This is a genomic window from Porphyrobacter sp. AAP82, assembly GCF_000331285.1.
Taxonomy (GTDB): Bacteria; Pseudomonadota; Alphaproteobacteria; order Sphingomonadales; family Sphingomonadaceae; genus Erythrobacter.
Window position 1 is genome coordinate 1 of the sequence record NZ_ANFX01000045.1, and the last position, 18356, is coordinate 18356.

Annotated in this window: 14 protein-coding genes and 1 pseudogene; 7 read left to right on the forward strand and 8 right to left on the reverse strand. The window is 67.9% G+C overall.

The window, feature by feature from the left end; translation table 11 throughout:
• Nucleotides 1-1287 precede the first annotated feature (1287 nt).
• From D620_RS16860 to D620_RS0113585, 5 genes and pseudogenes are all read right to left on the reverse strand, one after another.
• Nucleotides 1288-3147: pseudogene (locus D620_RS16860) on the reverse strand (TonB-dependent receptor); the annotation flags it as partial.
• Nucleotides 3148-3263: 116 nt separating this feature from the next.
• Nucleotides 3264-5546 carry a penicillin acylase family protein gene (locus D620_RS0113570; RefSeq protein ID WP_017666362.1) on the reverse strand — a complete coding sequence of 761 codons (2283 nt, stop codon included), beginning with the start codon at nt 5544-5546 and terminating at the stop codon, nt 3264-3266.
• 127 nt (nt 5547-5673) lie between these two features.
• Nucleotides 5674-6627, reverse strand: a complete 954-nt coding sequence (locus tag D620_RS0113575) for a TorF family putative porin (protein ID WP_017666363.1) — start codon at nt 6625-6627, stop codon at nt 5674-5676.
• A gap of 251 nt (nt 6628-6878) precedes the next feature.
• Nucleotides 6879-7952, reverse strand: a complete 1074-nt coding sequence (locus D620_RS0113580; RefSeq protein WP_017666364.1) for an NAD(P)-dependent alcohol dehydrogenase — start codon at nt 7950-7952, stop codon at nt 6879-6881.
• 33 nt (nt 7953-7985) lie between these two features.
• Complete coding sequence (locus D620_RS0113585; protein WP_017666365.1) at nt 7986-8780, reverse strand: SDR family oxidoreductase; 795 nt, start codon at nt 8778-8780, stop codon at nt 7986-7988.
• 150 nt (nt 8781-8930) lie between these two features.
• On the opposite strand from D620_RS0113585, the gene D620_RS0113590 reads away from it, so the two are divergent.
• From D620_RS0113590 to D620_RS0113615, 6 genes are all read left to right on the forward strand, one after another.
• On the forward strand, nt 8931-9965 hold the full coding sequence (locus tag D620_RS0113590; protein WP_017666366.1) for a phytase: 1035 nt from the start codon (nt 8931-8933) through the stop codon (nt 9963-9965).
• A gap of 2 nt (nt 9966-9967) precedes the next feature.
• Nucleotides 9968-11332, forward strand: coding sequence for an alkaline phosphatase PhoX (locus tag D620_RS0113595; RefSeq protein ID WP_033376954.1), 1365 nt, complete (start codon nt 9968-9970; stop codon nt 11330-11332).
• Nucleotides 11333-11344: 12 nt separating this feature from the next.
• Nucleotides 11345-11908, forward strand: coding sequence for a hypothetical protein (locus D620_RS0113600; RefSeq protein ID WP_017666368.1), 564 nt, complete (start codon nt 11345-11347; stop codon nt 11906-11908).
• Between the two features lie 119 nt (nt 11909-12027).
• Nucleotides 12028-12486 (forward strand): Dps family protein, encoded by a 459-nt coding sequence (locus D620_RS0113605; protein WP_155800180.1) that lies wholly within the window; start codon nt 12028-12030, stop codon nt 12484-12486.
• A 72-nt stretch (nt 12487-12558) separates the two neighbouring features.
• A complete protein-coding gene (locus D620_RS0113610; RefSeq protein ID WP_026092217.1) occupies nt 12559-13173 on the forward strand; it encodes a 6-phosphogluconolactonase in 615 nt (204 codons plus the stop codon).
• Between the two features lie 4 nt (nt 13174-13177).
• A complete protein-coding gene (locus tag D620_RS0113615; RefSeq protein ID WP_017666371.1) occupies nt 13178-13651 on the forward strand; it encodes an NUDIX hydrolase in 474 nt (157 codons plus the stop codon).
• Here the strand turns inward: D620_RS0113615 and D620_RS0113620 are convergent.
• The gene (locus D620_RS0113620) at nt 13648-14058 is read right to left on the reverse strand and encodes a hypothetical protein (protein ID WP_017666372.1); all 411 of its coding nucleotides are present in this window, start codon (nt 14056-14058) and stop codon (nt 13648-13650) included. The genes D620_RS0113615 and D620_RS0113620 overlap by 4 nt on opposite strands.
• A 24-nt stretch (nt 14059-14082) precedes the next feature.
• A complete protein-coding gene (gene dinB, locus D620_RS0113625; protein WP_026092218.1) occupies nt 14083-15216 on the reverse strand; it encodes a DNA polymerase IV in 1134 nt (377 codons plus the stop codon).
• A 163-nt stretch (nt 15217-15379) separates the two neighbouring features.
• Between dinB and D620_RS15425 the strand changes: the two genes are divergently transcribed.
• Complete coding sequence (locus D620_RS15425) at nt 15380-16621, forward strand: multidrug effflux MFS transporter (RefSeq protein WP_233992082.1); 1242 nt, start codon at nt 15380-15382, stop codon at nt 16619-16621.
• Nucleotides 16622-16703: 82 nt separating this feature from the next.
• On the opposite strand, the gene D620_RS0113635 is transcribed toward D620_RS15425, so the two are convergent.
• A complete protein-coding gene (locus D620_RS0113635) occupies nt 16704-18257 on the reverse strand; it encodes an acyl-CoA carboxylase subunit beta (RefSeq protein WP_017666375.1) in 1554 nt (517 codons plus the stop codon).
• Nucleotides 18258-18356: the final 99 nt, after the last annotated feature.

Below are 18356 nucleotides of genomic sequence, written 5' to 3' on the forward strand. Positions count from 1 at the left end.
GTTGTAGATCGTCGCTTCAGACACCCCGTGCCGCCGGGCCAGATCAGCGGTCTTCGCGCCCGCCTCGGCGAGCCCGAACTGGAATTGCCGCGGTGCGCCCGCGTTTCTCTGCACGAACTGCGCGCCGCCGCCGAACTGGATCTGGTTCGAGGTCGTCGCCGCGTTGGCAAAGCCGCTCTGGTTGTTGGCGTTGAAGATGTTGAACACGTCCGCGCTCGCTTCCAGCCTGCCTCCGGTGACCGGCAAGGCATAGCGCAGGCCCACATCCACCGTCGCCGACCACGGCAGGCGTGCCGAATTGCGCCCCTCGCCCGGGTAGCGGTCCGAATTGCCGAGGTAGTTCTCGCCGAAGCTCGCGCCGTCGCCGTTCAGGTCCTGGGTGCCGAAGATGCCGGCATCGGGGACGAGGTTGACCGGCTGGCCCGACTGGAACAGCCCCGCTGCCGTCAGTGTCAGCCCGTCCAGCGGGTAAAGGTATCCGACCGCCGAAATCACATGCCGCCGGTCATTGGCCGAGGGGCCCCATTCGGCGGCGAAATCATTGCTGTTGGCGGCGCGAAAGTTGATGTCGTCGGTGTCGTTCCTCAGCCGCGAGAGGGTGTAGCTGACGCGGAAGGCGTAATCGTCCTCGCCCCTGAGCTTGATCGCCTGGAGGATCAGCGCAAGGTATTCGGCCTTGCCTGCGGTCTGCGAGACGGTGATCTGCCGCGCGCCGCCGGCCACCAGCGGGATCGGGCGCGAGGCGTCGGCGGCGGCCTGCGAGCGGACCAGACCGAGGCTCTGCGCCAGCACGAACCGCGCGGCGTTATCGGGCAGGGCGCGCAAGGCTGCGATGTTGGCAGGGGTGAGGTTGGCAAGGTTCGGGGTGAATGGCGCGGGCGCGTTCAGGTCGCGCAGCCGCACCAGATTGTGAGAGCGGCTGTAGAGCGCGTCGATGGACAGCGTCAGGGTGCTTGTGGCGGCATACTGGTAGCCGCCGCTCACCTGCACGCTCCATGGATTGTCGTAGCCGGTGGGGCTGAGAATACGCCCCTCGCCCAGCGTCGCGGTATCGCGCAGCGCCTGCACCTGCGCCGGCGTCGGGCAGGCGGAGACGGTTGCGCAGGGGGGCGTCACCGTAAGATTGCCGTTGAAGGTGATGTCGCGAAGATCGACGCCCGCAGGGATGATTCCGCGCGCCTGCAATTGCGCGAGCTGCGTGAGGAACCCGGCCGAGGTGGTGTTGCGCTGCAACGCGTCGGAGATGACGGCGTAGCTCAGCTTGCCGGTGAAAATTCCCGCCCCGAAGCGCACCGAAGACCGCGCATCGGGCTGCCAGTTGAGGGCAAGGCGCGGGGCGATGTTGTCGGTATCGCCCCCACCTCCTTTGGCACCCGCGCCGCGTGTCGTGAGCGTGTCGTAGTCCCAGCGCAGGCCCAGCGTGGCGGTGAGGTTGGGCGACAGCTCCCACGCATCCTCGAGATAGAGCGCCACCAGCGTCTGCGGGGTGCCGAAGCTCTGCGGGCGCAGCTCGACCGCGTAGTTGGCGACCGCAGGGTTCAACGCCAGCACATCCTGCGCATTGAGCGCCAACCCCCGGCTCGCAAGGCTGGCGAGCTGCGCGGCGGTGAGGTCGACGGTGTAATTGCCGTTCGGATTGCCCCCGCCCAGCAGCGCGAAGTGCGAAGCGATCACGTCCACGCCTGCGCTCACCCGATGCGCGCCGATGTCGCGGGTGAGGCGGTGGGTGGTCTGCCAGGTCTCCTCGAGACTGTCGAAGACATAGCCCGGATTGCCGACCACCGCCGCCGTCAGCCCGGAAGGCCCGCGCACCACCACCTGCGGCCCGGCAGGGCCGGTCGCCTCGCCGTAGTCCCAGCGGAAGCGGCTGTATTGCACCGCGCCGTCGTAGCTCCACTCGGCCCCCGCATAGCTGGCGGTCGCCGCGATCAGGGTCGAAAAGCGGTCCTGCCTTGATCCCGCCGAGGGGAAGGTCGCATTGCCCCCGCCAAGCGCGCCGCCGGGCCGGTCGATGGTGACGCGACCGATATTGCCGCGCAGGCCAAGCGTCCAGTCTTCGGTCAGGCGGTGATCGAGCCGCAGCGAGGCGAGGTGGAATGCGTTGGTGCCGGTGACCGTGTCGACGATGCCGAGCTGCGGCGCGTCGACGATCTGCGTGTTGCGGTCGCGGGTGTATTCGTAGTTGGCGTAGAAGAAGGCCTTGTCGCGGCTGAGCGCGCCGCCCGCGGCGAACCCGCCCTGATAGCGTTCGAAGCTCTCGCCAACGGGGTTGCCCGACAGGTCGCGGCGCGGGAAGGGGGACCGGGCGTCAAACGGCCTGCCGGGGCGAACCAGTGCATAGGCCTCCCCCGTGAAGGCGTTGCTGCCCGAGGGGGTGGTATAGTTGACTATGCCATTGGCCGTGCGCCCGTAGGCAGCCGAGTAGGAGTTCGCCAGCACGGTCACCTCGCGGGTGAAGCCCAGCGGCACGGGGAATTTGATCCCGCCGAGGAAATTCTCGTTATTGTCGAGCCCGTCGATCAGGGAGTTCGTATCGAGCCCGTTGCTGCCGTTGATGGAGATGGACGGCGCCTCGGGGAAGAACCCGGTCGAGGGGACCACGTTGGGCAGGCGGACCAGCGCGCCCAGCACGTCGCGGCCTTCGATGGGGAGCGCGACCAGCTGCTCGCGGCCGAGGGATGCCGAGATTTCGGCGTTGGCGGTGTTGAGCGCGGTGATCGCGCGCGCGGCGGTGACCACGATCCCGGCATCGGCCCTGCCATCGGCCCCGCGATCGGTCCCGGCATCGGCGGCAGGTTGCAATTGCAGGATCACGCTGCTGGTGAAGTTCGCGCGCAGCTCCACGCCTCGCGCAGCGAGCGGTGCGAAGCCGGCGGCGGCGGGAACCGCGATCTGATAGGCCCCTGCGGTTGTCACGCCGTCGAGCCGCACCGTGCCGCGCGCGTCAGTCACGAGCGAGCGGGCAAGGCCGATCGCGGGGTTTGCGATCACCACCTCGGCGCCGGCGACCGGCGTGCCATCGCCCGACACCACTTTGATCTCGATCCCGGCCTGCTGCGCCATCGCGGCAGGCGCGACAATCACGCTCGCAGCCGCAATGGCAGCGCCTGCGGCGCTGGTGCGAAGCAAACCGGTCAGCATGCACATTCCCCCTTGTCGTTACCCGGCGCTGCCACCCGCACCCTCTTGCGGACATTCGCTGCCCGCGCGCGCGGTTACAGCCGCCGCCCGCCGCCACTTTCCCGCTTTTGGCGCAGCTCTGCCTATTCCCGGATGCGCTTGGGCGCGGCGATGGTTTCGGCAGCGATGGCCCGGGACGAGAAGGGCAGGCGGTGCCACTTCTTTGCGGAATAGGCCCGCGTCTGGTCATGGGCGTGGGGGCTGGCGGGATTGGTCGACTGCGCATAGCTGTGGATTGCATCGGCCACCGGGCCCTTGTCGTCGAAGCCGACGATCTGGATGTAGCTCGTCCCGTGGCGCGGGGTGAGGCCGCCGGGGACCGGGACCGATTCCTGCATGTTGAGGATCCCGAGCCCGCCGGGGCCGCCATGGATCGCGATCGCATCCTTGCCCGCCATCACCCGCTGCACATCGCCCCACGGCGCATCGAGCGGGATGCCGGCCTTCTCCAGTTCCTCCACCGCCTCGCCCAGCGCGGCGAGGAGCTTTTCGCCCTTGGCGCCGTCGGTGGCGAGGGTGCGCGGGGTGTTGACCGGATCGGCCGGATCGAAGGGCACCGCCCACAGGCCGGGCAGTCGCGCGGCCTTGGGCCAGAAGGCGCGGAACAGCGCCGCGCCGCGGCTCTGCGTCTCGAACCGCTGGTCCCATCCGGCCAGCGCCTTGCAGCCGCGCATGGCCGCCGCGGCAATGGGCGCTTCCTGCGTGCACAGCATCCCGATGTCCTCCCACGCCATGTCCGCTGCAAGGCTCTTGTTGGCGAAGGCATGGGCCTCGGCGCGCGCATGATCGATCTTGCCGCCCGCAATCAGCGCGGCGGTCTCGGTGAAGTTCGACCGGGTGCGCAAGCTGCGCGCCGTCGCATATTTGCCGAGGATCGGGGAAAGCTGGCGATGCGGGAAAGCGGGGTTGCTGACCCAGTAGGAATCGTTCGAATTGGTGAGCCAGCTGCGCACCGTGGTCGCCGCCTGATCGCTCGCCGGCATCAGCCCGGGCACGGGGGTGCCTGCCGCCACGTCCCAGTCACACGCGGCCTTGCTGCCATCCAGCAGGATCGCCAATTCGGCGAACAGCCCGGCGATCGGGGTCGCGCAGGTCTTGGCCTTTTCGGCGGTGACGTTGGGCACCGCGGTCACATCGGCGTGGAGCGCATCGCCATAGCGGTCGGCGGCGATGGTGTTGACCCAGGGAATGCCCAGCGTCTCGCTGACGGCGGCTTCGACCTCGCCGACATTCTTCGCCTCGCCGATGCGCAGCCAGGTCTCGATCCCGCGCTGGTTGCCGCGGTTGGCGTCCTTCAATGCGAAGGCGGTCTGCGCGCTCCAGGTGATGCCGCGCGAAGGCACCACGAAGACCGGACCCCAGCGGGTGCTGTAAAGCGTGCGGCTGAGAGCGGGCGTGCCTTCGGGCATCGGCACGGTGACGGTCTGCGGCGTCATCGCCTCGGAGGTGCCATCGACCATGTAGCGGGTCGGATCGGCCGGATCGAGCGCCAGCTGGTAGAGCGTGAAGTGCCGCGCCTCGGTGACGGTGTGGGTCCAGGCAATGTCCTTGTTGAAGCCCAATGTCGGCATCGGGGTGCCCGCAAGGCCGACGCCCATCACCTCGTAGCCGCCCGGGCCCTTCACATGCATCTGCCAGAAGCGGCTCGGGCCCTTCCAGGGGAAATGCGGATTGCCGACCAGAAGCCCGCGCCCATCGGCGGTGACTTCGCCGCCGAAGGCCCAGCCATTGCTGCCGATGCCGAGTTCCTTCGGATCGGGCAGGTTGATAGCGACCTTGGGCGCTGCACTGCCCGCAGGCGCGGCGTTGGCGATCGCGGGGGCGAGGTTCAGCGAACTCGCCAGCAGCATCTGCTTTTCGTTGAGGCGCAGCATGTCATCGGTGGTGATCGGGCGCACCCAGCCCTTGCCGCGGCATTCGGCGGGGATGCCGTCCGGCCCGGCGTCGCGCAGGAAGCGGTTGTAGCCCGCGACATAGCCCGCCATCAGTTCGCGCCCGCGCGGCGAGAGCGTCGTCTCGGCACCCTTGCGCAGGGCGGGCAAATCGATCACCGCGCGGAAGAACACGTCCGACGAGAGGTTGTCGACCTCCTCGAAGCCGAGCACCGCCTTGGCCTCCGGGCCCCAGAACCGCGAACGCTCGCCCGCCACCGTGGCGAATTCCTCGGCCAGCATGCACAGGTTGTCTTCGGCATAGGCATAGGCGACCCCGTAGCCGACGCCGCGCCAGTCGGACGCCTCGATATGGGGGATGCCGTAAGTGGTGCGGGTGATGGTCGCGGAATAGCGGTATTTGGCGAGGGCCTCGCCGGCCGGGGCCGTCACCAGCACGGCGGCTGCGGCCGCCCACAACAGATTGCGCTTCATTATCCCTCTCCCGCCGATCCGGTTTTGGCGTGAAACCTATCGGGGGTGCAGGCAAAAGGGAACACGCAAAAGGAAAGGGCGCCCTGCCGCCATGGCAGAGCGCCCCTCACCTGTCGTCAGACCCGGATCAGAACGATGCGGTGACCGAGAACACCACGGTCGCATCCGAGATCGAATCTCCGGCCAGCGTCGCGAAGTTCGGGCGGATCAGCGCGGCGTCGGCCTCGGCGATGTCGGTGTCGATATAGGCGACCGAGAGCGTCAGGTGCTCGATCGGCACGACATCGAGGCCGAGCGACCAATCGAAATAGGTGCCGGTCGGGGCGACGCTGGTGCCGTTGGGGCCAAGGCCGGGGTTGCCGTCCGAATAGCCGAGGTGCGCCTTGAGGGTGACCGGCGCGCCCGAGATCGCATAGGCGGCGTCGGCGGCGAGGTAGAGGTTGTCTTCCTTGTCACCCGGATCGACCGCAGGGCCGACGGGGTCCCAGTTGCCCAGCGCTTCCTGCTGCGGAGCGTAGGCGACCGTGGCGGTCAGGCCGACCGGGCCGACGGTGCCGCCGAGCTTGGCGTAGAATTCCACGAAGTCGGTGATGTCCGCGCCGCTCGGGTACATGTACCAGGTGCCGCCCAGATCCAGCGTGCCTTCGCCGACCGGGATCTTGTAGCCGGCGTAGATGTCGAGCTCCATGCTCGAACCGCCGAAGGTGCCCCAGCCGGCGAGGTTCGAACCCCAGGTGCCGATATAGGCGCCGCTTTCGTGGTTGATGGTGAAGCCGCCCTGGATCGCCATGCCTTCATCGGACTGCGAGACGCCGCGGAAGCGGTAGTCCGAGGCGAGGGTGGCCGATCCGGTGATGGTGATGGCGGGGGTGTCTTCCTCCTGGCCCATCAGCTCTGCGGCATCGATCGGGGCGATCGCCGGGGTCAGGGCTGCGGTGGCGGTGTCGGAGACGGTGATTTCGGTTTCGGTGTCAGCGGCCGGGCTGATGGGTGCAGCAGCTGCCTCGCCGGCGAAGGCGGGGGTGGCAAGGCATGCGGCAAGTGCGACAGCCGATGCGGCCGATGCGAAACGAATGGACATAAGGAACGCTCCATAGAGAGGTTTGGATCGTTCCACCTGCGCGCCGTGCAGGACGTTCTTATCCGATGACTCGGGTTCCCGTCACGGCGCCGTCATAATCCTCGATGCTGCACTTGCGCACAAAGGTTATGTGGCAGAGGCCTTTCATATTAGGTTATTGCGTGACTTTCGTGCAACACTTTGCGGCCATGTCCTAGGAGGCGGCAAGGGCGCGGTCGATACGTCAAGCGACCACCGCCCCTGCGCGCGGCCTAAGCGCTTTGCCTGAGGCTCTCCATGTCGATCACGAAGCGGTATTTGATGTCGCTCGCTTCCATCCGGTCATAGGCGGCCGCGATGTCCTGCATCCGGATTACCTCGATATCGGGAAGGATGCCCTTTGCGGCGCAGAAATCGAGCATCTCCTGCGTTTCGGCAAGCCCGCCGATCCCGCTGCCGGTGAGCACCTTGCGGCCCAGCAGGACCCCGGTGTGGATTTCCGGCATCGGCCCGATCAGCCCGACCAGCACCTGCACCCCGTCGATCCTGAGGAGGTGCAGATAGGGCACGACATCGTGGCGCACGGGGATGGTGTTGAGCACCAGGTCGAAATAGCCGCGCCTGGCCTTCATCGCGGCCTTGTCCTCGGTGTTCAGGAAGGCATGGGCGCCCAGCGCCTCGGCATCGGCGCGCTTGCTTTCGCTGCGCGAGAGCACGGTCACCTCCGCCCCCATCGCCGCGGCGAGCTTCACCCCCATGTGCCCCAATCCGCCGAGCCCGGCGACCGCGACCTTGCTGCCCGGGCCGACCTTCCAGGTGCGCAAGGGGCTGTAGGAGGTGATCCCGGCGCACAGCAGCGGCGCGGCCTCGGCCATCGGCATGCCTTCGGGCACCTTGAGGACGAATTCCTCTCTGGCCACGATCCGTTCCGAATAGCCGCCGAAGGTCAGCGATCCGTCGCGCCGGTCCTTGCCGTTATAGGTGCCGGTGTTGCCGCCATCGAGGCAGTATTGCTCGAGATCCGCCTCGCAATGCGCGCATTCGAGGCAACTGTCGACCATGCAGCCGATCGCCACGCGGTCGCCGACCTTGTGGCGGGTGACGTGCTCGCCCACCGCAGTGACGGTGCCGACGATCTCGTGGCCCGGCACGATCGGGTAGGTGGTGAAACCCCAGTCGTTTCTCGCCGAGTGCAGGTCCGAATGGCAGATGCCGCAATGGCTGATTTCGATCAGCACGTCATCGTGCCTGAGGCCGCGGCGGGTGATCTGCATCGGCCCCACGCCGCTGTCAGGGGCGGTCGCGCCATAGGCGCGGGTGGGGTATTCGTTGGTGGCGGTGGCCATGCGCTCTCTCCTCGCAATCGGCAGGGAAGGGACTTACTTCGGCGGCATGCGGATCGCGCCATCCAGCCGGAACTGGTGGCCGTTGATGTAGCTGTTGCGAGCGATCTCCAGCACCAGCGAGGCAAATTCCTCGGGCTCGCCGAGGCGCTTGGGGAAGGGAACGCTGGCGTTCAATTGCGCCCACATCGGCGGGTTGCGGTCCTTCATCCCGAGCATCAGCGGCGTCGCGAAGATCCCCGGCATGACCGAATTGACGCGGATGCCCATATCCATCAGGTCGCGCGCCATCGGCAGGACGAGGCCGTTCACCCCGGCCTTGCAGCTGCCATAGATCACCTGCCCGATCTGCCCGTCCTGCGCCGCGACACTGGCGGTGAGGATGATGCAGCCGCGCTCGCCATCGTCATTGACCGGATCGGCATTGGCCATCCCCAGCGCCGAGATGCTGGCGACGCGGTAGCTGGCGACCAGAATGCCCTCGGCCCCGAAGGCGTAATCCTCGGTCGGCAGCCGCTTGTAGGCGCCCGTCTCCTTGTCCCAGCCCAGCGTCTTGCCGCGGCGGCTGGCCATTGCGCAATGCAGCGTCACGCGTTCCTGCCCATGGGCGGCGCGGGCCGCGGCAAAGCCTGCCTCCACGGAAGCCTCGTCCATGATATCGACATGGTGGAAGGTCCCGCCGATCGCCTTGGCGTGGGCCTCTCCGGCCTCGTCGTTGATGTCGAAAATCGCGACCTTCAGGCCGGCTTCGGCAAAGGCCTGCGCGCTCGCCTTGCCCAGACCGCTCGCCCCGCCGGTGACGACCACGGCCATGCCGCTTTCGAGTTTCATGGCTGCACTCTCTCCTCGTTTTTGTTTGCCCCGAGGCTAGGCGCTTGCGCGCCGCTGCGCTAGCTCCCCATTGCATCAGGGGCTGCGCGCGGTCGCCTTATTGTCATCCAAGCGCCCTAAGCGCGGGCCGGAATTCATCGAGGGGCCATCATGATCAGACCGTTCCACGGTTTCGCCTTGCTCAGCCTGGGCATCGCCGCCGCCTGCGCGAGCGTGCCTGCGATCACCGGCGATCCCGCCGTCACCGTCACCGCCCGCGCCGAGACCCCGCCGGTCGGAACGCCGCGCGAGGATGCGGCCGATGATCCGGCGATCTGGCTGAACCCGGCCGATCCGGCGGCGAGCCTGGTGGTCGGCACCGACAAGAAGGGCGGGCTCTATGTCTATGACCTCAAAGGCGCGCAGAAGAGCTTTCTGCCTGCGCCGGGTCTCAACAATGTCGATCTTGTCGAGCTTCCCGATGGCAGGGTCCTGGTGGCCGCGAGCGACCGCAGCGACCTTGCCACCGCGTCCATACACCTCTCGCTGCTCGACACCGCCACAGGCACGCTTCGCTTTATTGGACGCCAGCCGGTCGGGCCTGGCGAGGCCTACGGCATCTGCTTCGGCGCGCTCGCTGCCGACGGGCAAGTCAAGGTCTACACCGCGACCAAAGGCGGATTGATCTACGAGAACACTTTCGGCCTTGGCGTTCCCATCGGATCGGTGCGCACCGTCGCCACCGTCCCCACCCAGACCGAAGGCTGCATCGCCGACCTTCGCACGAACACGCTCTATATCGGCGAGGAGGACGCCGGGATCTGGGCGATCGACATCGCCACCGGCGCCAAGCGCATGGTGGCGACGGTGGACAACAGGATGCTGGTCGCCGATGTCGAAGGCCTCGCCATCGCGCCCGAAGGCAAGGACGGCGGCTATCTGGTCGCCTCCTCCCAAGGCGACAATGCCTATGCGGTGTTCCGCCTGCCCGGCGTGACCCCGGTGGGCCGCTTCCGCATCACACAGGGCGCCACCTTCGGCAGCGCCGAGGAGACCGACGGGATCGAATTGGACAACCGCGCCTTCGGGGCCGATTACCCCGGCGGGCTGTTCATCGCGCAGGACGGGCAGAACGCGCCGCAGGCGCAGAACTTCAAATTCGTGCGCTGGGACGAGGTGCTGGCCGCGCTGGGGGAGACAAAGTGACCATGACGCCGATCACCACGCCCGACCGCCGCAGCTTCATCGGCGCGACCGCCTCGGCCTTTGCCGCGCTGGCCGCGAGCGGGTGCATGATGCGCGATGGCGAAAGCCTTGCCGCGCCCGCGCCCGGTGCGGGCGGCGGCTTTGCCGGATACGGGGCGCTCAAGTCCGATCCGGCGGGCTTACTCGATCTTCCGCAAGGCTTCTCCTACCGCGTCATCTCGCGCCTTGGCGATATGATGGACGATGGCGGGACCGTGCCCGACAATGCCGACGGCATGGGCTGCTTCGACCTCGGAAACGGCGAAATCGCGCTGGTGCGCAACCACGAATTGCAGCCCAGGCACAAGGCGGGCGGGGCGATTGCCAAGGGCTTCGGCAAGAAGGACGGCGTGTTCGTTCCGGGCGGCACGACCAATCTCGTGCTCGATGCCAGGACGCTCGAAGTGAAGCGCCAGTTCCGCAGCCTTGGCGGCACGATCCGCAACTGTTCGGGCGGGATCACCCCGTGGGGCACGTGGCTGACCTGCGAGGAGACGACCCTGCGCCCCGGCATCGCGGGCGGCGACGGGCTCGACCAGGCGCATGGCTGGGTGTTCGAAGTCCCCGCATCCGCGCGCGGGCTGGTCGATGCGGTGCCGCTGAAGGCCTTGGGCCGCTTCAACCACGAGGCCGCCTGCGTCGATCCGGCGACCGGCATTGTCTACGAGACCGAGGACCGCGACGATTCGGTGCTCTACCGCTTCGTCCCCAAGGTGCCGGGGCAACTCGCCATGGGCGGCAGGCTCCAGGCGATGGTGATCGAGGGCCTCGCCGACACCCGCAACCGGAACGGCGCGGTGATGCCGGTGGGCAAGCCTTTTCGCGTCACCTGGGTCGATCTCGACGATGTCGAGGCACCCGCAGACGACCTGCGCCAGCGCGCGGCGGCCAAGGGCGCAGCCCTGGTGGCGCGGGGCGAGGGCATCCACATGGGCGCGGGGCGCGGGGCCTCCGAAGTCTTCGTGTGCTCCACCAGCGGGGGCGCGAAGACGCTCGGGCAGATCTTCAGGCTCGCCATTGGCAATGCCGGCAAGCCCGACACGATCGAGCTGTTCTTCGAAAGCGAAAGCACCGACCAGTTCAATTACGGCGACAACATCACCGTGGGCCCCAACGGCCATCTGATCGTGTGCGAGGACCAGTATACGGCGGTGCAGGAAAACCACATCCGCGGCATCACCCCCGATGGCCGCGCCTACACCATCGCGCTGCTGCGCGCCCAGACCGAGCTGGCCGGCGCGTGCTTCTCGCCCGATGGCAAGGTGCTGTTCGTCAACGCCTATGGTCCCACGGCGACGCTGGCGATCACCGGACCGTGGGCCGCGTGAACCGCAGATAGGGTGGACGGCTTCCTTCTCGCCCTGCTGCTGGTCGCGATGCTGGCGACCGGCGGGCGCGACCAGCTGATGGTGGCGCAGTGGGCGGACGCGCTTGGCCAGAGCGTGCAGCTGCTGGGCGTCGCGCTCGCCTGCGCCTGCCTCAGCGCGGCGGCGATGGCGTGGATCGGGGCGGAGTTTGCAAGCCTTCTCCCGCGCCGCGCCGCGCAGATGCTGGTCGCCTTCGCGCTGGCGATTGCCGCGGCCGAACTTGCCATGCCGGTGCGCCTCAAGCGCCCGAACGAGCCGACCCGCTCGCTCGCGGCGCTCGGCACCGTGCTGCTCGCCCGCCAGATCGGTGACGGCGCGCGCTTTGCGGTCTTCGCGCTCGCCGCGTGGACGGTGTGGCCGGTCACCGCAGGCCTGGGCGGTGCGCTGGGCGGGGCGGCGGCGGTGGGCCTCGGCTGGGCGGCGGGGAGCGACGCGCTCGGCCGTTGGCCGCTCCGGATGCTCCGCATCGCGCTGGCCGTGTGCCTTGGCATTGCCGCGCTCTTCATCGGCCTGAACGCCCGATTTGCGGCGTTCTGATCGCTTCAGGCGATCACTAACCCCATGAATTTGCCGGAACCTGATCCATGTTCGTGCGGTGGTTAAGCGCCCATATAGACACCACGCCGCCTCTCGCACACCGCGCCAAGGAGAACATGATGGCCGACAAGACCAATTCGAAGACCGCGCTGGTCGCCGAGCTCAACGCCCTGCTGGCCGATCACTTCGCGCTCTACATCAAGACCAAGAGCTTTCACTGGCACGTCAGGGGCCCGCGCTTTCACGATCTCCACCTGCTGTTCGATGCGCAGGCGGGCGCCGTGCAGGGCCAGATCGACGCGATCGCCGAGCGCGTGCGCAAGCTCGATGCCGACACGCTGACCTCGCTGGGCGCGGTCGCGGGGGCGACACAGATCACGGACCAGGACAGCACCAGCCTCAAGGCCGAGGACATGATCGCCGAACTCGCCGCCGACAACGAAAAGGTCGTCACGCGGCTGAAGGCGATGAAGGATTTGACCGAACAGGCGGGCGACAACGCCACCGACGGGCTGCTCGACGACTGGACCGACATGGCCGAGGAACGCGTGTGGTTCCTGCGCGCGCTGCTCGCCTAGGCGGCGCGGGCAATCCGGCAAAGGCGGGCCGTCCCCATTGCCGGAGGCGGCCCGTTTGCTATGCTTGCGGGCATGGCTGACATCACGATGATCGAGGGCGGGGATCACGCCGCAATCGCCGGCTGGCTGCTGGCGCGGCTGGGCGGCAGCGGAGCGATCACCGTGCCGGGCGGATCGACCCCCTTCCCGATCCTTGCCGCGCTCGCCGGGCAGGTCGGGATCGACTGGACCGGCTGGGCGGTGTGGCCCAACGACGACCGCATCGTGCCCGAAGATCACGAGGCCTCCAACACCGGCAAGATTCGCGCGCTGCTGGAGCCGGCAGGGGCGCAAGTGGTAGCGCTCACCGAAGACGCGGCGCCGCCGCATTTCGCGCTGACCTGGCTCGGCATGGGGCCCGACGGGCATATCGCCTCGCTGTTTCCCAATACCGATCCGCAAGTGGACGACCGCCAAGCCGTGCGCCGCCTCACCCCCGATCCGCTGCCCGCCCACGCGCCCTTCGACCGCATCACGCTGACGATCCCGGCGCTGCTGGCAACGGATGCGATCCTGTTCACCTTGGGCGGCGCGGCCGACAAGCGCAGCGTTTTCGAAGCGGCGATGCGGGGCGAGAACGATCTGCCCGTCGCCCGCCTGCTTGCCGCCGCCGCCGCGCGCGGCATTCCCGTCACGGTCTTCGCCTGAGCCGATGCCGCATTTCCTCCCCGCCCCGCTCCACCGCGCGCTGCTGCCGCTCGCGCACCTTGTCCGGCATCGCTGGCGGCGCTGGCGCAAGGTGCCGATCGCGGGGGTGAGCGTGATCGTCACCAACCTTGCCGGCGACGTGCTGCTGCTGAAGCATTCCTATGGCCCTGCGGTGTGGAGCCTGCCCGGCGGCGGGCTCGGGCGCCGGGAAGACCCGCTCGCCGCAGCATGGCGCGAAGTGCGCGAGGAGCTGGGGGTGGAGCTTGCCCGGATCGACTTTGTGGGCACGCTCGAAGAGGTCCTGTCGGGCTCGCCCCACACCGCGCATATCTTCACCGGCGTCTGCGACCGCCAGCCCCGCCCGGACCTTCGCGAGGTGACCGAGGCGCGCTTCTTCCCCTCGCACTCGCTGCCCGAGCCACTGGGCGAAACCACCCGCGCAAGGATCGCGGTGTGGCGAGGGCGGGGCGTGGGTTAGCGGCCCAGCCGCTCGCGCACCGAGGAGCCGAATATCTGCTTCTCGGTGTCACCGCAGGCCTTCAGCTCTTCGCCCAGCCCCGCGATGGCCGCCTTGCGATCGTCGCCTCCGGTGAGCATGGACATCAGGGCACTGTTGTTTGCGACGTATCGTTCGCTGACCAATTGCTCGTTCTGGGGCGCAAGGTCGCTGGCGTGCCCGAGGAACCGCTTCGCCGCTTCGGTCAGCGCCGCTTTGGCCTCAGGATTTTCCGTGCCGATGATGACGCTGAAAAAGGTGTAGACCGAAGCGCAGCGCACCGGGGCTTCGATTTGCGCGTCGACCTTTGCGGTCGGCTCATCCGCGCGCGCCGGGGAGAGGGCGAACAGCAGCGCGGCGAGGCCTGCAATGGGGTGAAGTTTCGGCATGCCTCGGCGCTCCTTGTGGGCGGGCTATAGCAGCGAGAGTTGTGCCGTATCAACGGGCTTTCCCCCGGGCTCGTCCGCCCCCTCCAGCCCCGAGAGCGTCAGCCCCATCAGCCGGATCGGGCCGCGCAGGGGCAATTCCGCTTCCAGCAGCGCGCGGGCGAGCCTGGCGAACTCGGCCTTGCCGGAAACGTAATCGGGCTGCGAGGTGGCGCGGGTCATGATCTGGAAATCGGTGAACTTGAGCTTCAGCGTCACCGTCCGCCCCCGCGCGCCGGCCGCCTCGATCCGCTCCCATACGATATCGATGATGTTCTCCAGCGTTTCGCGCAAGGCCGCGCCGCTGCCGATGTCCTCGCAGAAAGTCCGCTCCCCGCCGACCGACTTCCTGATGCGGTGCGCGGCGACAGGGCGCAGGTCGATGCCTCTGGCGGCGCGGAACAGGTAGTCGGCCATGCTGCCGAAAGCCGCGCGCAGAAAGTCGATGTCCTTCGCCGCGAGGTCCGCGCCGGTCGCGATCCCGAGCGCCAGCATCTTCGCTTCGGCTTTCGGCCCGACCCCGTGGAACCGCCGGATCGGCAGCCCGGCGACGAACTGCGCGCCCTCGCCCGGGCGGATCACGCACAACCCATCGGGCTTGTTCTGGTCGCTCGCGAGCTTGGCAAGGAACTTGTTGTAGCTCACCCCCGCGCTCGCGGTCAGCCTGGTCTTGGCGCGGATTTCCTGCCGGATCAGCTCGGCGATGCGGGTGGCGCTGCCGATCCCCAGCCGGTCGTCGGTCACATCGAGATAGGCCTCGTCGAGGCTCAGCGGCTCGATCACGCTCGTGTAATGCTCGAACACCCGGCGGATCTGGCGGCTCGCTTCCTTGTAGGCATCGAAGCTCGGGCGCACGAAGACAAGATCGGGGCACAGGCGCTGGGCGGTGACCGACGGCATGGCGCTCCTCACCCCGAATTTGCGCGCCTCGTAACTGGCGGCGGCCACCACCCCGCGCCCGCCTGCTCCTCCCACGGCGACGGGCTTGCCCTTCAGCGCAGGATCGTCGCGCTGTTCGACGCTGGCGAAGAAGGCGTCCATGTCGACATGGATGATTTTCCGCAGGCCGAGCTCCTCGGTGCGCGCCTCACCATCCTCGTCTGACGGAGCCCTTGGTATCATCCCCTGGAAATAGAACCTTGTGCCGCCCGAAGGAACTGTTGCTGGAACAATTCACTCCCCCTGCCATTTTGTGCACATGCGAAAAGAACAGTGGTCTTCCGGCGAACCCATGGGCAAGGGCCCCGCGATGGCCACCTCGCACGCCAATTCGCACGCTTCCGGCATGCCCGCCCACAGAGCGCTCGGCGAGACCGAGCTCTTGTGGATGATGGCGATGCTGATGGCGCTCAATGCCTTCGGGATCGATGCGATCCTGCCCGCCCTGGACGCGCTCGCGGCCGACCTGTCGGTGAGCGGCAACGACCGCCAGTTCGTGATCGGCGTCTACCTTTTTACCGGCGGTATCGGGTCGTTGGTGCCCGGTGCGCTCGCCGACCGCTTCGGGCGCCGGCCGATCCTGCTGGGTGCGGTGGCGATCTCGATCGTGCTCTCGATCTGCTCCGCGCTTGCGCCGAGTTACGACGCGCTGATCGCGGTGCGCGCAGGCCATGGCTTCTTTGCCGCCGGGATCCTTGCGCTCCCGCCCGCAATCATCCGCGACCGCGTGAGCGGCGACAAGATGGCGCGCATGATGAGCCTCATCTTCGTGATCTTCCTGATGGTCCCCGCCATCGCGCCGACCGTCGGCGAGGCGATCCTTCAGACCTTCGGCAGCTGGCGCGCGATCTTCGCGGCGATGGCGGTGCTGGGCGTGGGGATGGCGGGCTGGGTGTTCATCCGCCTGCCCGAGAGCCTGACCGAGGAAAACCGCCAGCCGATCATCCCCCGCACCATCGCTGTCAACATGATCCGCGCGCTGACCCAGCCGAGCGTGGCGGGCTATGTGATCGGTTCGGCATTGGTGTTCGGCGCGTTGTTCGGCTTCATCAATTCCTCGCAGCAGCTGATCACCAACACCTTCGGCGCGGGCGACATCTTCCCGATGGTCTTCGCGATCTGCGCCGGATCGATGGCGCTTGCCAGCTGGTCGAATTCGCGCATCGTCGAGCGGTTCGGCGCGCGCCGGGTGAGCCACACCGCGCTGTTCGCCTTCATCATGGTGAGCGCGGTGCAGGTGATGCTCGCCTTCCAGCCGCAAGAGCAGCTGTGGCATTTCGTCCCCCTCATGGCGATCAACATGGCGCTGCTCGGGTTCATCGGCAGCAATTTCGGCGCGATCGCGATGAACCCGTTTTCCGCCATCGCCGGCGCGGCGAGTTCGGCGCATGGCTTTGTCCGCATGACCACGGCGGCGATGCTCGGCGGGGCGATCGGCTATGCCTATGACGGCACGGCGCGCCCTCTTGCTCTGGCCTTGCTGGCGAGCGGCCTCGCCTGCCTCGTGCTGGTGCTGTGGAGCGAGAAGGGCAAGCTGTTCGGGCCGAGTGATGCAGAGATGGGTATGAAGGGCGCTCCGGCGGAGTAGGCCCACCCCGCTGCGACTAACCTCGCCTGCGGCTCGCTAAGTCTCGCTCCCCTCCCGCTTGCGGGAGGGGTTGGGGGTGGGCCTAGCGCTCGCTTTCCAGCCGCCTCCACGCCAACCCGGCAAACTCGCACAGCAAGGGCCGCGTGTCGCGGGGATCGATGATGTCCTCGACGTTGAGACGCTCGGCTGAGCGGAACGGCGAGGTGACCTTGGCCAGCCTTGCGCGGATTTCCTCCAGCAGCCCCTCGGGGTCTTCGGCGGCTTCCAGTTCGGACTTGTAGGCAACCTCCAGCCCGCCCGCGATCGGCAGGCTCCCCCAGTCGCCGCTCGGCCAGCAATAGCGGTACTGGAACGCTTCTGCATTGCTCATCGCGCTCCCGGCGATGCCATAGGCACGGCGCAGCACCACTGAGGCCAGCGGCACGGTGGCGCGGTAGATCGCGTTCATCGCATTGACGCCGTAGCGGATCGCCCCCGCCATTTCCGCCTCGCGCCCGATCATGAAGCCGGGGTTGTCGACCAGGTGGACGATGGGCAGCCGGAACTGGTCGGCAAGGCGCACGAAGCGCTCGACCTTCTCGGAGGTCTTGGCCTCCCACGATCCGCCAAGATAGCTGGGATCGGAGGCGATGACGAACACCGGCCAGCCATCGAGCCGCGCCAATGCGGTGATCGCGGCACGGCCCCAGTGGCGGCCGATCTCGAACACGGTGCCTTGGTCGAGCACCATATCGAGACAGCGGCGCATCGAATAGACCTGCTTGTCCTCGCGCGGGACGAGGCTGAGAAGCGCCTCCTCGCGGCGGTCCACCGGATCGCCCGTCTCCACCCGGCGCGCGGGCTGGCCGACATATTCGGGCATGAAGCCGAGGAAATGCCGCGCGCGGGCGAAGGCTTCGGCTTCGCTCGCCACCTCGTCATCCACCACCCCGTTGCGGGTGTGGATCGCGCTGCCGCCGAGCGCCTCCTTCGCCTCCTCGTGATTGGCCGCGCCGCCCTTGTAAGCCTCGCCGAGGCCATCCACGACCGCAGGCCCCGCCGCGAAGATCTGCGAGAGGCCCTTCACCATGACCGAATAGTGGCTCGCCACGGTCCGCGCCGCGCCGAGGCCCGCCGTCGGCCCCAATGCCAGCGCCACCACCGGCACGGTGTCGAGATTGGTCACCACATCGCCCCAGCCGGGCACGGCGGGAATGTAAGTGGCACCAATCTGCTCCAGCGTCTTGACGCTGCCTCCGCCGCCCGTCCCGTCGATCATGCGGATGATCGGGAGCTTCAACTGGTGCGCCATCATCTCGGCCTGCACCATCTTGCGGGAAATCCCCGCATCCGCCGCGCCGCCGCGGATGGTGAAGTCGTCGGCGGTTGCGACCACCGGGTGGCCATTTATGAGGGCCTTGCCGAACAGGAAGGGGGCGGGGGTGACGTGCGCGAGGTCGCCATTCGCGTCATAATTGGCCGAGCCTGCAATCTTGCCGATCTCGCGGAAAGAGCCCTCGTCCACCAGCGCCGCGAGCCGCGCGCGGGCGTCCATCTTGCCCCGGCCATGCTGCCGCGCAACCTTGTCCGCGCCGCCCATCGCCTCGGCCAGCGCCTCGCGGCGGCGCAGTTCTTCGAGTTCCTTGGCCCAGGTCATGTTTTCCCCTTCCCTTGAGGGAAGGGGTTAGGGGATGGGTGTACCATGCCCGCGGATGTCAAACCCCCCCCCCCCCCCCCCCCCCCCCCCCCCCCCCCC

Coding starts and splice junctions, on each gene's coding strand:
- D620_RS0113570 (WP_017666362.1), bottom strand. CDS start 5,546: ATGAAGCGCAATCTGTTGTGGGCGGCCGCAGCCGCCGTGCTGGTGACG.
- D620_RS0113575 (WP_017666363.1), bottom strand. CDS start 6,627: ATGTCCATTCGTTTCGCATCGGCCGCATCGGCTGTCGCACTTGCCGCA.
- D620_RS0113580 (WP_017666364.1), bottom strand. CDS start 7,952: ATGGCCACCGCCACCAACGAATACCCCACCCGCGCCTATGGCGCGACC.
- D620_RS0113585 (WP_017666365.1), bottom strand. CDS start 8,780: ATGAAACTCGAAAGCGGCATGGCCGTGGTCGTCACCGGCGGGGCGAGC.
- D620_RS0113590 (WP_017666366.1), top strand. CDS start 8,931: ATGATCAGACCGTTCCACGGTTTCGCCTTGCTCAGCCTGGGCATCGCC.
- D620_RS0113595 (WP_033376954.1), top strand. CDS start 9,968: ATGACGCCGATCACCACGCCCGACCGCCGCAGCTTCATCGGCGCGACC.
- D620_RS0113605 (WP_155800180.1), top strand. CDS start 12,028: ATGGCCGACAAGACCAATTCGAAGACCGCGCTGGTCGCCGAGCTCAAC.
- D620_RS0113610 (WP_026092217.1), top strand. CDS start 12,559: ATGGCTGACATCACGATGATCGAGGGCGGGGATCACGCCGCAATCGCC.
- D620_RS0113615 (WP_017666371.1), top strand. CDS start 13,178: ATGCCGCATTTCCTCCCCGCCCCGCTCCACCGCGCGCTGCTGCCGCTC.
- D620_RS0113620 (WP_017666372.1), bottom strand. CDS start 14,058: ATGCCGAAACTTCACCCCATTGCAGGCCTCGCCGCGCTGCTGTTCGCC.
- dinB (WP_026092218.1), bottom strand. CDS start 15,216: ATGATACCAAGGGCTCCGTCAGACGAGGATGGTGAGGCGCGCACCGAG.
- D620_RS15425 (WP_233992082.1), top strand. CDS start 15,380: ATGCCCGCCCACAGAGCGCTCGGCGAGACCGAGCTCTTGTGGATGATG.
- D620_RS0113635 (WP_017666375.1), bottom strand. CDS start 18,257: ATGACCTGGGCCAAGGAACTCGAAGAACTGCGCCGCCGCGAGGCGCTG.